General features: G+C 39.3%; 14 protein-coding genes and 1 rRNA gene. 9 read left to right on the top strand and 6 right to left on the bottom strand.

Annotated elements, in window-relative coordinates:
• Positions 1–50: 50 nt before the first annotated feature.
• From IJS99_09265 to IJS99_09245, 5 genes are all read right to left on the bottom strand, one after another.
• On the bottom strand, positions 51–578 hold the full coding sequence (locus IJS99_09265; GenBank protein MBQ7561998.1) for a peptidylprolyl isomerase: 528 nt from the start codon (positions 576–578) through the stop codon (positions 51–53).
• A gap of 155 nt (positions 579–733) precedes the next feature.
• Positions 734–1,534 (bottom strand): TIGR00282 family metallophosphoesterase, encoded by an 801-nt coding sequence (locus IJS99_09260; protein ID MBQ7561997.1) that lies wholly within the window; start codon positions 1,532–1,534, stop codon positions 734–736.
• A complete protein-coding gene (rny, locus tag IJS99_09255; GenBank protein MBQ7561996.1) occupies positions 1,535–3,064 on the bottom strand; it encodes a ribonuclease Y in 1,530 nt (509 codons plus the stop codon). It abuts the gene before it with no gap.
• Positions 3,065–3,515: 451 nt separating this feature from the next.
• Entirely contained in the window at positions 3,516–4,454 is a 939-nt protein-coding gene (locus IJS99_09250) for a polysaccharide deacetylase family protein (protein ID MBQ7561995.1), read from the bottom strand.
• Between the two features lie 66 nt (positions 4,455–4,520).
• A complete protein-coding gene (locus IJS99_09245) occupies positions 4,521–5,549 on the bottom strand; it encodes an ABC transporter substrate-binding protein (protein ID MBQ7561994.1) in 1,029 nt (342 codons plus the stop codon).
• A gap of 158 nt (positions 5,550–5,707) precedes the next feature.
• Between IJS99_09245 and IJS99_09240 the strand changes: the two genes are divergently transcribed.
• The 8 genes from IJS99_09240 to IJS99_09205 are packed head-to-tail and all read left to right on the top strand — an operon-like array spanning position 5,708 to position 13,380.
• A complete protein-coding gene (locus IJS99_09240; GenBank protein ID MBQ7561993.1) occupies positions 5,708–6,952 on the top strand; it encodes a restriction endonuclease in 1,245 nt (414 codons plus the stop codon).
• 9 nt (positions 6,953–6,961) lie between these two features.
• Complete coding sequence (gene rimO, locus IJS99_09235) at positions 6,962–8,257, top strand: 30S ribosomal protein S12 methylthiotransferase RimO (protein MBQ7561992.1); 1,296 nt, start codon at positions 6,962–6,964, stop codon at positions 8,255–8,257.
• A 19-nt stretch (positions 8,258–8,276) separates the two neighbouring features.
• Complete coding sequence (locus IJS99_09230; protein MBQ7561991.1) at positions 8,277–8,750, top strand: phosphatidylglycerophosphatase A; 474 nt, start codon at positions 8,277–8,279, stop codon at positions 8,748–8,750.
• Between the two features lie 8 nt (positions 8,751–8,758).
• Positions 8,759–10,084, top strand: coding sequence for a nicotinamide-nucleotide amidohydrolase family protein (locus tag IJS99_09225; protein MBQ7561990.1), 1,326 nt, complete (start codon positions 8,759–8,761; stop codon positions 10,082–10,084).
• Positions 10,085–10,126: 42 nt separating this feature from the next.
• Entirely contained in the window at positions 10,127–11,284 is a 1,158-nt protein-coding gene (recA, locus tag IJS99_09220; protein MBQ7561989.1) for a recombinase RecA, read from the top strand.
• A 50-nt stretch (positions 11,285–11,334) separates the two neighbouring features.
• Entirely contained in the window at positions 11,335–11,814 is a 480-nt protein-coding gene (locus IJS99_09215; GenBank protein ID MBQ7561988.1) for a low molecular weight phosphotyrosine protein phosphatase, read from the top strand.
• Between the two features lie 42 nt (positions 11,815–11,856).
• A complete protein-coding gene (locus tag IJS99_09210; GenBank protein ID MBQ7561987.1) occupies positions 11,857–12,909 on the top strand; it encodes a hypothetical protein in 1,053 nt (350 codons plus the stop codon).
• A 36-nt stretch (positions 12,910–12,945) separates the two neighbouring features.
• Positions 12,946–13,380: a hypothetical protein gene (locus IJS99_09205; protein ID MBQ7561986.1), complete on the top strand. Its 435-nt coding sequence runs from the start codon at positions 12,946–12,948 to the stop codon at positions 13,378–13,380.
• Here IJS99_09205 and IJS99_09200 read toward each other — a convergent pair.
• Positions 13,373–14,107, bottom strand: coding sequence for a glycosyltransferase (locus IJS99_09200; GenBank protein ID MBQ7561985.1), 735 nt, complete (start codon positions 14,105–14,107; stop codon positions 13,373–13,375). The genes IJS99_09205 and IJS99_09200 overlap by 8 nt on opposite strands.
• A 345-nt stretch (positions 14,108–14,452) precedes the next feature.
• Here IJS99_09200 and IJS99_09195 point away from each other — a divergent pair.
• A 16S ribosomal RNA gene (locus IJS99_09195) occupies positions 14,453–14,630 on the top strand; the annotation flags it as partial.

Here is a 14,630-nt window from a genome sequence, read left to right as displayed (position 1 = left end):
GGAGGCAGTCTCCGCGATAAATATACTTTATTCGACATATTAAATACTTCCTATTCTATAGTGATAGACTTAATTACAACATCTTCAACGGGTCTATCATTGCGGCCTGTCTTAGTATGTCCGATTTTCTCGACTATTTCCATTCCCTCGATAACATGGCCGAAAATTGCATGATGACAATCAAGCCAAGGAGTCGGGACAAGTGTAATAAAAAATTGCGAGCCTCCAGTGTTAGGGCCTGCGTTTGCCATTGAGAGAATTCCGGGGGCGTTATGCTTGAGTCCTTCTCCGAACTCGTCGGGAATTGTATAACCGGGTCCGCCTGTTCCGTTGCCTTTAGGATCTCCGCCTTGAATCATGAAATTATCGATTACTCGGTGAAAGATTACGCCGTCATAAAATTTTTTGTTAGCAAGATCGACGAAATTTTTAACAGTGTTAGGAGCAAGATCGCTATATAATTCGATTTTGAAATCGCCCATACTAGTAACAAATTTTGCTGCAGGACGTTTTGACTCGTCGGCAAAGGCTGCATTACTGATTAATAATAACGCAAGTACACATAAAAATTTAAGCATAATAAAATTTTTTCCTCCATATAATAAATAAATATATAAATTTGCGGTCATTATAGCATTTGCACAATAAAAAAAATCTCCTCAGTAAAAATATAAATTCACAGAGAAGAAATATTTTTTTGCACCCCTTGTTAAACTTTTTGCGCTTTGGATCTCTAATTATTCAGCTCAACAGGTAGAATTATTCTCGTTATTTTTTCAGCGAGTCCCGTCGAGTCATTTATTTCAACAATAACCCCGTTAAAAGCCGGATCATCTAAACATGGCTCAAACTTGCAAGGCATACCCTCTAAAAATTTCGGCATTCCTGAAGAGACTTCAACACCGATTAATCCGCCGTGTCCTCCTGTCATTCCTGCGTCTGAAATATAGGCCGTCCCTCTTGGTAAAATTTTTTCGTCCGCTGTCTGCACGTGAGTATGAGTCCCTATAACTGCGCTGACTCGTCCGTCAAGATAATATGCGAGTGCTAATTTTTCGCTCGTTGCTTCTGCGTGAAAGTCTACCAGAATCGGCAAATCATCACCGTATGAGTTTTTAAGCTCGTCAATTAACTCATCAGCACAGAAAAACGGGGATTCTATAGGCGGCATAAAATTTTGACCCTGTAAATTAATTATTCCGAGCTTCTTATTTTTGCGGGTAATTACACCGTGTCCGCGTCCATAACAAGAATTAGCATAATTTGCAGGCCTGAATATTCTAGTGTCAGAATCTAGAATCTCAAAAAATTGCGGCTTGTCCCATATATGATTCCCGCTGGTCATAGCGTCGACTCCGAGTGAAATAAACTCATTAAAAATTTTATCGGTCATTCCCTTACCATGCGCGGCATTCTCGCAATTTACGACAATAAAATCAAATGAGCCGTATTCACGTTTTAATATGGGCAAGGAAATTTTTAACACGTCCCGGCCCGTTCTCCAAGCAATATCACCGGAAAATAAAATCTTCATTTACTTTGCGTACTCCGTTGCTCTAGTCTCTCTTGCGACATTGACTTTAATTTGACCGGGATATTTTAATTCAGCTTCTATACGTCTAGCAATGTCGAACGCTAATTTATGGACTGCCCCGTCATCTGTCTTGCCTGCATTAAGAATAACTCTGACTTCACGCCCCGCCTGAATAGCATAAGCCCTTGTTACTCCGTCAAAAGTCTGTGCAATTTCCTCTAATTTCTCAAGCCGCTTTATATATGCGTCAATGCTTTCACGTCTTGCGCCGGGTCTTGCTGCACTAATCGCGTCAGAAACACACACAATGACTTCATAAATCGAACTTACTTCAAGAGAGTCATGATGAGCAGCAATACAATTAACAATTTCGGGACTTTCTCCGAATCTTCTGGCCAAGTCTGCCCCTATAGCTGCGTGAGGGCCTTCAATTTGATGATCTATTGCCTTGCCTATATCGTGAAGGAGTCCGCCCCGTCTTGCAATTTCTTCATCGAGTCCGAGTTCAGCGGCGATAACTCCTGCGATTTGAGCTACTTCTACGCTATGAGACAAAACATTTTGCCCATAACTGAATCTAAATTTTAATTGGCCGATTGTCCGGACAAGTTCATTATTCATGTTCTTAATGCCGAGTTCGAGTATTACATTTTCGCCCTCTGTGATCATTTCCTCGTCAATATCTCGTGCGGCTTTCTCGATTAACTCTTCAATTCTGGCCGGGTGGATTCTGCCGTCAACTACGAGTCTTTCCATAGCTCGGCGGGCGATTTCTCGTCTTATAGGGTCAAAACTTGAGAGCGTAACAGCTTCGGGGGTGTCATCGATTATAATATCGACTCCGGTTAAACTTTCAAACGTGCGAATATTGCGGCCTTCACGTCCTATAATTCTGCCCTTCATTTCTTCACTGGGAAGAGGTACGACGCTGATACTGCTTTCACCTGCTGACTCGACTGCACAGCGCTGCATTGCTCCGATAATAATATCACGGGCTTTTCTCTCGGCTTCACGGCTTGCACGTTCTTCAAGTTCCTTGAGCTTCATTCCGAGCATGTGCTGGGCGTCCTGTTCAGTCTTTATCATTAGGATTTCCTGCGCTTGTTCCTTTGTGAGCTCGGCGATTTCCTGTAATTTGTCTTCTTGCTGCCTGATAGTGTCTTCGAGTGCGGCGCGGCGTTTCTCGATCTCTTCGTGCTTTGAGCGTAATTCGTCCTCTTTGCGTGTTACTCGGTCAATTTTCTTGTCGAGATTGTCTTCTTTCTGCTCCAGTTTACGTTCAGTGCGCTGGATTTCGCTGCGTCTTTCTTTGATGTCCTTCTGGGCTTCCTGTCTGAGCCTGTTGACTTCCTCGCGAGCCTCAGACACTTTAGATTGTTTCATACGCTCTGCAGATTCTTCTGCTTCCTTGAGCATGTTATTAATTTGATTCTTCACGCCGTTAATTCTTGAATTATCCCAAGCCCGCATTATAGTATATCCGAGTCCTGAGCCGGTCATAAAGAAAACTAGTGCCAACACAAACTGCATAATTATTTATTTATCCTTTCTATATATACAACGCTTAAAAAAATTTATTCCCAAAACAGGGGGTGCTGAAATATATAAATCTTATTCCCTAGTTTTTAATCTGGGTAAATGATAAAATTCTACATTTTTAATCACGCTTTAACAAGTCATAATATTATTTTGCGTTTTAGGGGCGTAAAAATTTTTGTGTGAGTGCAGGAAGGAATATATAAAATATTTGCGAATTCTTAACGAGTTTACATGTTGAGAGCCTAAAAATTTTTATTGACGAGTTCACAAATTCACACAGAAAATTTCTCACAAAAAAATTAACAACATACGAAAATTTTTATCTCTGTGAGTGCTTGTAAATGAATTAATTAACTCAACTTTTTGTATTAGTAAATGTATTAGTAAAATTTCATGATTTCATTAACTTTTTTGCGGGAGATTTCGAGAAAGATTTTATAATTTATTCGCTGGTAAATCGAGTCTTTCTTCCTGTTCCGTCAATGCCGAATTTTTTATCAAGTGCCAAATTATCGCCGGGATTCGTAAAATATCCGTCTTGTGTAATTTCCGGTTCGCCCATCGATAAAAGCTCGCTGACATTCACAAATTTATAGCCCCGTTCGCTTAAAATTTTTATGACTTCCCGCAATAAATTAATTGTGCCTCTGGGAACTAGATTCGCGTGAAATAATAGAATGCTGCCCGGCCGAGTCATATTTGCAACTTTTAGCGCGTTTCTTTTCGCAGTCTTGATATTTTCGTTATTGCCTGACTCTGCTGCTACGTCCCATTGAATTATTCTAAATCCTAGAGAGTTTATTATATTTACAGCACGTCTTGAGCTCCTACCATATGGGAGTCTAAATAATTTCATTGAGGGCGGTATATCGTCATTTTCTGACTCTTCTCGCAATAATTCATATTGAGATTGAGTCCATAAAATTTGAGCCTTGAGTCCCGAATCAGAAAGCAGCGCACAATTTCCGTGCGACCAATTATGATTAGCTATCTCGAAATTCTTTGCTGACATTATTTGCATTACACGTCTTGAATGAGTCCTCATCCATTTGCCGCCCATGAAAAGAGTCGCCGTGATATTATTTTTTCGCAGGAAATTTATAACGTCCATATCGCAGCCTGTAGTAATCGTATCAAGTTCGCACATGTCAAACGTTAGAGAAACAGCCTTCACGCCTTCAGGAAGTTTAACGCGCCTTATAATGCCGTTGTCATTTACTGGGTCAAGCGAGTTAACCGGAATTTTACGCGCCGGAGGAGTCGAATTATTTGCCATTGCCCGCCGATTATCAAGCGAATCGCGAGTCCATTCGTCAGCTTGTGAACTTGCGCACGTTATGACGAGTAAAAATATAAGAATAAAAATTTTTATAGCTTTCATGATTGAAATATAAACCCGCCGGAGTGGGTAGTTATTTGCGATTGTCCGGCGAGTAATTAATATAAATTATTTATATCTGCGCAGATAATGCCGGTTGAAACGATGATGACGATTTACATGTTTGTATTTAGGATATAGAGAGCGTGTTATAAGCTCAAGATCCTTAATTGCACGAACACCCGGATAAATATCTTCAAGCGGTATAACATAAATTCTATTATTCCCGACTGCTTTTATTTGTCCGAGTAATGAATTTTTCGAGATTTCATGCTTATATTTTTCTCCTGATTGATTGCCGCCGTCAAAAATTATAATGACATCGGGATTGCGTTTAATTACGTCCTGCCACTGAACTTGAATATAACCGTCATTTACGTCCGAGAAAATATTGCGGGCCTTTACTATTTCGAGAAGTGCGTTAACTATAGACTGATTACCAGCCGAACGCAAAAAATTATCGTCTTTACACGGTGCATATGCTATAAAAACTTTCAGAGGCTTTGAAATCTTCATTGCTGAAACCCTGCGGAACATTATATCTGCTTCAAGTCTCATGCTGTGAATAATTTGTTCTGCCCTGTCCTGAACGTCAAATATAACGCCGAAATTTTTTATATCCGTGTAAATATCTTCGAGAGTTACAGGAGGTTTAGGCATGACTCGAAATAATGACTCTGTCATTGCATAAGTCTTGATTAAATTTTTAGCGAGTATTTCCGGAGTTATGCCGGTTTTACCAGTATCGAGTCCGTATTTATAGCTTGAAATAAATAAATCAGGTTTTGCCTTATACAAAGTTTGAAAGTCGATATTACTTTTTGAGAGTGCGGGAATTTCTTTAAATGCACAGCGATATTGAGGCGATATTTTGTCTTCAGTTAAGTATCCTGCATAACCGATTATTTTATCCTTCAGGCCAAGTGCTAAAAGCATTTCGATTATACTAGCATCGCAATTTGTAACGACTCGACTCGGTGCTGAATAAAAAGTTATGCTGCGATTCCCATTCTCGATTGTAACGGGATATTCAGTAAAAGCAAAACACGACGAGGCAGCTAATACAACAAATAAGACTGCTGCAAGAAATTTTTTCATGTAAAAGTCCCTCCTGATTAAAATATAAAATATAATTATTATGAGTTATTGAAGCTATAAAATTTTAACACGTCTTCACAAAAAATTTAATTTCCTGCGATTATAATAAATTTGAAGTATAATTTTTCGCGATTACTTTATACGAGGTGAATATTATAATGCCATTTCCAGCAGCTCAGGAATTAAGAAAGCCTTTACTTGAAGCGTTTCAAGACGGACTCCCGCGCAATTACGTGATTAATGACCTGTTCGGGATTATTGCAAATTATATCGGTGAAGATCCCAGCGAAATGTCTTCAGGCGATAAAAATATTCTCAAAGAAAGAGTCAAGACTGCTAGAGACGAATTAAAGCAAAACGGGTTAATCTCAAGCCCAGCAAAAAATACTTACATGATAACTAATGCAGGACACGAAATTTTACGAGACAACCCCGCAATAATCGACGACGAATATTTAAAAAATTTCAGGACTCGCGGCAATTCCATAAACGAATCAGAACAGGAAATCAAGCCGGAAATTGAACAGGAAATCATACCCGATCCAGTTATAGAGTCAGAGTCCGAATCTGAATCACAAGAAATTCCCGTAATACCTGAAATAGATTCAGATTTAGACTCAGAGTCAGAATCAGAGTCAGAGCCGGAAATTGAAGTTATAGACGATGATTTATTAGACGATGAAGAGTTAGAGCTGATAAATTTAGATTCAGACTTAGAATCTGAGTCAGAGTCAGAAATTGAATCAGCACCGGAATTAATTGTATATCAGCCCGACCCGGAAGACGAATCACAAGAATCTCAAGAATCAGAATCGCAAGAAATACAGCAAGAATCACACGAACAGGAGGAAGACGAAATTTTGCCGCAGTCAGTTACAGAATCACCGGAAAAATCACTTGAAGAAGTCATTGAGAAATTTAATTCAGACTTGGCCGACGAAATATTAAACAAAATCGCCGAGTTACATTCTGACAAGTTCGAACAGCTTGTAATTGATTTATTATCTAAAATGGGTTATCGTGCCTTCCATAATGCAAGATATACGACTGAAGCATTATCAAATTCTGATGACTGCATTCACGGCGTTATTCTTGAGAGTGAACCGGGGCTCAATCCTATTTATATTCAAGCAAGAAAATTATCGCCTTCAAAAACTGTAAACAAGAATGATATACAGGAATTTATTGACGCTTTGAAGGATAAGGGAGGCAAGGGACTTTTTGCGACAACGGCGAATTTTTCAGAACAAGCCGCAGAATTTGCACGAGCTTCAAAAATTATGCTGATTGACGGAAATAGACTCGCGAGTCTCATGATAACAAGCAATTTCTGTGTCAGCATTGAAAAAATTGTAGAGATTAAATCTTTTGACTCTGAAAGTTTCAGCGATTACGAGAATTAATTATTAAACATGAAAATTTTTCTTGTTAGTATGGGCTGTGCTAAGAATACGGCAGACAGTGAGCACTTAATAAAGCAGCTTATATCTTATAATCATGAAATAGTTGACGAGTCAGACTCGGCCGACACAGCAATAATAAACACTTGCGGATTCATTCAGGACGCTGTGAAAGAAAATATTAACGCTATTCTTGATCTTGAAGAGTTAAAGACTCAGGGCAGAATTAAGACTCTCATAATTGCGGGCTGTCTTGTTAATCGCTATGAGTCAGAGTTAAAACAGGAATTTCCGAGCGTTGATTTATTTGTCAGGTCTGAAGAGTGGGACAAGATTATAAATTTTCTGGGCGGCAATCTCAATAATAACTGCAAAAATATTTTTCCTGCTCTGAATAAAAATTTTTGGACTCGCTATTTAAAGATTACTGAAGGCTGTAATACTTCCTGTTCATATTGTGCTATACCCTTAATTCGGGGCAGATTGCGCAGTGTTCCACTTAAAAATTTAATCGATGAAGCTCACATGTTGAGTATTTCGGGGGCGCGTGAAATTTGCTTAGTGGGTCAAGATCTCACAGTTTACGGCCAAGATTTTAATGACGGGACGACTCTAAAAACTTTGATTCATGAATTAAATCAAGAATTACCGGCTAATACATGGCTGAGGCTGTTATATCTGCATCCTAACAGAGTAAATGAAGACTTGATAAATTTTTTGCTGAATCATGATAAAGTCTTGCATTATTTGGATGTTCCTATACAGCACGCCGACCCTGAAATTTTATCGAGAATGAACCGCCCGGTTAAAGACGGCCATTTATCGCGAATATTTAAATATATCAGGAGTCTTGATAATTTATTCACGCTAAGAACTACAATAATGACGGGATTCCCCGGTGAAAGCGAGTCAAGTTTTGAAAGAGTCATAGATTTTATTAACGATATAGAATTTGATAGACTCGGCTGCTTTGTATATTCGCCTGAAGAGGGGACAAAGGCTGAAAAATTTTTGAATCAAGTCCCGCGCAAAATTTCAGAGAGACGCTGTAATAAGTTAATGGAGATTCAAGCGCAGATTTCACAGGAACGCAGCGAATTATTTATTAATAAAACTCTTGATTTACTAGTAGAAGAAATTGACTCGGAGTCCGGCGAAATATGGGCGAGAAGTTACAGGGACGCTCCGGAAGTTGACGGACTCGTCTGTGTATCAGGCTGTGAAAATAGAAATATCAAGCCGGGCGATTTTATCAGAGCGAAAATTTATGATTGTGCAGAAAATGATTTATTCGGAGAGGTGTTATAAAGTGGCAAGCATTAAAGAAATGAAAAATTACCCCCTTTGTGTATGGGTTGCGAGTTTATGCGGACTGGGATTTATTCCGTCGGGAATGCCGGGTACTGTGAGTTCATTTGCTGCGTGCGTTGTGAGTGTCTTTGTTGACGTTCCATTATGGGCGATAATCTTAGTAAGCATTATAGGAGTCTGGGCGACTGGTGAATCAGAAAAATTTTTTAACATGAAGGATCCCAGCTTTCTGAATATTGACGAGGTGCCGGGGATGTGGCTGACGATTTATTTATTGCCGAAAAGTTTTATAATTCCGGGATTCTTTCTGTTTAGGATTATCGACATATTAAAGCCTTGGCCTGTCTCAGCAATGGAAAAATTACCCGGCGGATTTGGAATAATGGCCGATGACATTTTAGGGGGGATCTTAGGGAATATAATTTTGCAGGTCATGAACGCATATTTATATAATCATGGCTGGCTGTATGAATTAATACAAGCGATATAGTTTGCTCGTTGGAAAAATTTTTGCCCCCGCCGCCTCCCGCCCGCCCACCCGGCGGCGGTTTGATTCAAGATAATGAGAATATTTGCGAGGTGAATAATAATATAATGAATAATGCTGTACTTGCTGCAATAGGCGACGAATTATTAAGCGGTGTAAGGCTCGAAAAAAATTGTAACTTCATGGCTTGGCACTTGCATAATAATAATATAGCCGTCAAAAAAATTGAAGTTATCCCGGATACTGAGTCAGAAATCATAAATCTTTTAGCGCGCTGGGTAGGTGAGACTGATTTATTAATAATTTCCGGGGGACTCGGGCCGACTCATGATGATAGAACACGTTACGCAATTACAAAATTTTTAGGCTGTGATTTAGAGTTAAGCCCGCTTTATGACAAAATTTTAGAACGCGTTCAACATGACAAAATCAGGCATGAAAGACTCTCACGAACCCGCGACCCTCAAGCGTTAATACCCGTTAAAGCTCAAGCAATTTATAATCCTACAGGCTCGGCACTGGGAATAAAATTTTTCATGAATAACACTCAAGTTTTAGCACTTCCCGGAGTCCCCCTTGAATACGAATCAATGACTCGTCAAGAATTACCCGAAATTTTTTCGCTCAAAAATAAAAATTGCTGGGCATCTATAATAATTCTTGGCCTGCCTGAACTCGAAATCGCTCACAGAATCCCCGAAATCATAAATAATGACTCTCTTCACGTCTCAATTTTGCCTGCATCGCCTCAAGTTGAATTAATAATCAGGGGAGATCCTGAACTCGTAGAGAGTGCCGAGAAATTAACCCGCTCAAGATTCGATAATGTTTTGCCGAAAAATTGCAAGTCGCTGGCTGAAGCAGTATTACACGAGGCAAAAAATAAACACGCAAAAATTTCATGCGCTGAGTCATGTACGGGCGGACTGATAGGGGCGACTCTCACAGAAATTCCCGGAAGTTCTGAAAGTTTTAACGGCTCGGCAGTAACTTACAGCAACGAGTCAAAGAATAAAATTTTAGGCGTGAATCTTGAGACTCTAAAAAATTTCGGTGCAGTCAGTAAAGAATGTGCTATAGAGATGGCAGAAGGAGCGCGGAAAATTTACGATTCAGATTTTGCCGTGTCAGTAACAGGAATCGCGGGCCCAGACGGGGGGAGCGAGTCAAAACCTATAGGGCTTGTATATTTCGGGCTTTCTTGTCGTGAAAAGTCAGAGGCATTCAAGAAAATTTTTCCGGGCAATAGAGACGAGATAAGAGTCAGGACTGTGAGATTTGCACTTGCTGAATTATGGCGGATGATTCGAGATAATAAAGCCGAGCCTGTATTATAATTATCGGGCGAAATTTATTTATGAAAATGGGAAGTGATTAAACTGGCAAAAACTGTAAAGAAAGCAGCACAGACCCGCGAGCAGATTTTAGAGGAAGCAATCGGGGATATTCGTTCAAAGTTCGGCGACGGTGCGATTATGAGACTCGGAGACTCAGCAAATAAAAATATTGATGTAATTTCGAGCGGCATTTTACCTCTTGACGTTGCACTGGGAATCGGCGGCTATCCAAAGGGGCGGATTGTTGAAATTTTCGGGCCTGAAGGTTCAGGAAAGACTACGATTGCCCTATGTGCGATTGCTGAAGTTCAGAAGGCGGGGGGAATTGCGGCATTTATTGACGCTGAACACGCACTTGATCCGAGACTCGCTGCGACTCTGGGTGTAAAGATTGAAGATTTGTATCTTGCTCAACCTGACAGCGGCGAACAGGCTTTATATGTGTTAGATCAGCTTGTGAGAACTGGAGCAGTTGACATTGTAGTTGTGGACTCTGTAGCAGCTTTGACTCCTCAGGCAGAAATCGACGGGCGGATCGGTGAAAGTCAAATGGGACTGCAGGCGCGTTTAATGTCGTATTCATTGAGAAGACTCGCTTCAATTATTGCTAAGACAAATTGCATAGTAGTATTTATTAACCAGTTAAGGGCGTTGATTTCTACAGGATATGCACCCGGGCCGAGTGAGACGACAACGGGCGGACGAGCTTTAAAATTTTATGCGTCAGTAAGACTTGAGGTCAGGCGCGGCAAAAAAATTGACAAGAGCGATGTTACAATCGGACATGAATTATTCTTGAAAGTTGTCAAAAATAAATTAGCTCCACCCTTCAGGACTGCACACGCAAGTTTGATTTACGGCAAGGGAATCCCGGTCGGAGTTGCTGTTGTTGATATGGCAATAGATTATAACGTGATTAATAAAAAAGGTGCTTGGCTTGCTTATAAAGGCGAGACGCTGGGACAAGGTAAAGAGGCAGTTGCAAAATTTTTGTCGGAAAATCCCGCGTTACAGGACGAAATAATGAAGGCCATCATGTCAGAAGTCAATAAAGGTATAGGATACATGCCCGATGCTGCGGAAATTGCTGCGGCCGAAGCTGACGAGATTCCCCCTGAAGAGTCAAATCCTGAAAATTTACCGGATTCAGATTCAGATGATGAAATTCTTGATATTTCTGATTCAGATGATGATAAATAGCAATAATTTATTAAATTCCCGGCTTTAACGAGTCGGGAGAAAATTTTTTAATGGGAGAGTGTGAGAACTTGATAAAAATTTTATTTGTCTGTCATGGTAATATATGCCGTTCACCAATGGCAGAATTTATTATGAAGTATTTAGTGAAAGAGTCAGGCCAAGAAGGAAATTTTTTTATTTCGTCAGCAGCTGCAACAAATGACGATACAGGCAGCGATATTTACCCGAATGCACGGACGGAGCTTATAAAGCATAATATACCGTTTGAAAGCCGTCATGCAAGGAAGATTAAACGCGGCGAATATTCACAATGGGATTATATAATCGGCATGGATAACGAGAATATAGACGATATTTTATACATAATGGGCGGCGATAAAGATAATAAAGTTAAATTATTGCTTGAGTTCACCGGAGAAAATAAAGAAGTCTCAGATCCATGGTACACGAGAAATTTTGCGCTCGCTTATAGTGAGATTTACAGAGGGTGCGGGGCGTTGTTGAAATATTTAAATCAGGTGAAAGAATGAATCACGTTCAGGCATTTGTTACAAATATATCTTTTCCAATATTTGAAGCAATTATTAGAGTTTCTTATTGACCGCGAAAAAATAAAATTTACAAGTTATATAGACGAGCTTTTATATTTAGATTCTACAGATTGGACAGTTCCGAAATGGTGCAGAATAGGCGATATAGTTTTCTTTATGCATGCAAAGACTGCGGACGTAAAAATAAAATCTGCAGCTCGTGAATATGAAAATAGGCGTTCGGAATTTCCTGCTAAACATCAAAACATGATAGAGACTGCCTTCAAACATGCTTTTGAATTATATAATAGATTCGGCGGGAAAATTTTCGCATTCGGCAGAGTCTTTGACAGCTGTGAGATTTCCCCGACTGAAGGAATGCATTGGAAAAGTGATATATATGCTCCTATTAATGAGATATATATACTTGATAATCCTGTAAGCATTGAAGAATTCCGCGAATTTCTTTTTATAGCAAGACAAAGCACTATAACGCCTGTATTTGGTGATAGTTTTGACAAGTTAAAAGATTTGATGCTCAGCAAGAATAATAAATTGCCGGAGTATTTACTTAATAGCCGCTCGGTTGATATTTTATTGCAAGGTATTAATTCAAGTAATTGGCTGGAAATTGCAAGAAAGGCTCTCTATAAATTTTCCTTAGAGAGTAAATTCCGCGAATTTTTTGTAGATTATTTGCTGAAAGAATTAGGCGACATCAAGACAATATATAAAGAGTGTCCGTGCTATAAAAATAAGAGATCTGCTTCATACGTTGATAATATAATTTTATTTGACGGCCTTTATCTTCCTGTTGAAATCAAGTTAAATATAAATCTTGAAGAGCATATTATCCCCCAATTAACAAAATACTGTCATTTAAGCAAATTAATACTTGACGGGAATAAAAAATTTGTAGATTTAAATAAAATTTACAGCGATAATGTATTAATAATTGATAGGGACGGGATTTATTTATATACTGACAGCGCAAAGAATATCATAAAAATTTTCCTGCTCGATTATTTACGGGATTTTCAGGACATTAAAAATTTGAGGCAAATAATTATCGGGCAGCTAAATAATAGTAAATAATATAATATATCTGAAAATCTGAAAGAAGGTCATACAATGCAATATAAATTTTACGGCTGGGAAGATGCCTTACAAGTTCACGCTATAAATCACGATTACGCAAATATAGATACTCCCTGCGATTTATATGACGCGTTATTAAAAATTTGGTGTGAATACACTTGCGCACCGAGACTCAGGCCTGAATGGAGCGAAGAAAATATAACGCTCGGGCAATGTTCTATAACTGCATTTCTTGCACAGGACATTTTCGGCGGAGAAGTTCGCGGGATTTTGAGGCCGGGCGGAAATTTTCATTGTTATAATATAGTTGACGGGAAAATTTTTGACCTGACCAGCGAGCAATTTGGCAGTGAAGAACTTGACTACTCACACAACCCCGAACAATCACGAGAGACTCATTTTGCCAAGCAGGAAAAACGAGAACGCTACGAATATTTAAAGCAGGAACTCGCAAAAATTTCTAAGTAAGAATATATTTAATTGCTTCAAATAATAATCTGTGTAAATAATAAAATTTGCTCATGTTATATTTTTTGTAAATCCCGTAGATCTCGTTAATTCGTTTCTTGACATCGGCAAAACTTTTTTGAGTACTCATGCCACCGAAAGTAAAATTGCTGATAACTTTATCGATCGTGATAATTTTTCTCCCGTCTAAATAAACATGTGTCGCGAAATCAAAATCATCATGAGAATTATTTAACGGGTAGGGATATTCGAGCAAAATTTTACGAGTCGCAAAAGCAGCAGGGTGGCACCAGTGTGAAGTCGTCCATAAAAGGCCGCGTCTTGCGTGTTTAATCATGTCGCCGGTCCGCTTAATGACTCGAATACTTCCCCAGGCCAAGTCAAATTTTTCTCGTTCGTATAATTCTGCCATAGTTTGCACCGCGTCAGGTTCGTAGAAATCATCAGCGTTAATTTGTCCGACTATAACGCCATTTGCGAGCCTTGCGCCCTTATTCAGAGCGTCATACATCCCCCTGTCGTGTTCAGAAATAATCTTCATAGACCGCCCCGGCCTTGAGTTAAATTCTCCGCGGTAGGACTCGGCAATTTTCACGGTATCATCGCTTGAAGCACCATCAATTACTATATATTCAATATTGTTATAAGTCTGATTCATGACTGACTCAATAGTTCGTGCAATCGTTGCCGCGCTGTTGAGTGAAACCGTCAAAACAGTAACTAACATATTATTAATATTCTCTCACCTCAAGAGCAATTATATAATGATCCCCCGTGAATATCTATAAAAATTTTAATTTTTTTTGCCCGTAAATGCCTGTAATTACAATAATTTATAATAAATTGCATAACACGTGAAAAAATTTTTTTGCGAAGTTGTTGACATTTAAGAAAAGGGGCGTATAATTTTCACTGTTGCGCTTGAGACACGGCAAACGCTCAAACGAGAAGAAGCCGGATAACAAGCAAGACGATGCGAAAGTATAACACTTTTCGAGTATATTGACAGAGCAAAATTACAGATGAGAATATAAATTTTTGAGTTGATATAGTAAAGCTGGAATCAAACAATATAACTGAGAGTTTGATCCTGGCTCAGGATCAACGCTGGCGGCGTGCGTAACACATGCAAGTTGAGCGACGGAATTGGAAGCTGGAGACAGTGGAAGATTTACGGAGCAGCGGACTGGTGAGTAAAATATGAGAAGCTGTCCTTCAGAGGGGGACAACGTTTGGAAACGAACGCTAAT

The sequence above is a fragment of the Synergistaceae bacterium genome (assembly GCA_017444345.1).
Taxonomy (GTDB): domain Bacteria; phylum Synergistota; class Synergistia; order Synergistales; family Aminobacteriaceae; genus JAFUXM01.
This window is presented reverse-complemented; position numbering and strand designations above follow the sequence as displayed.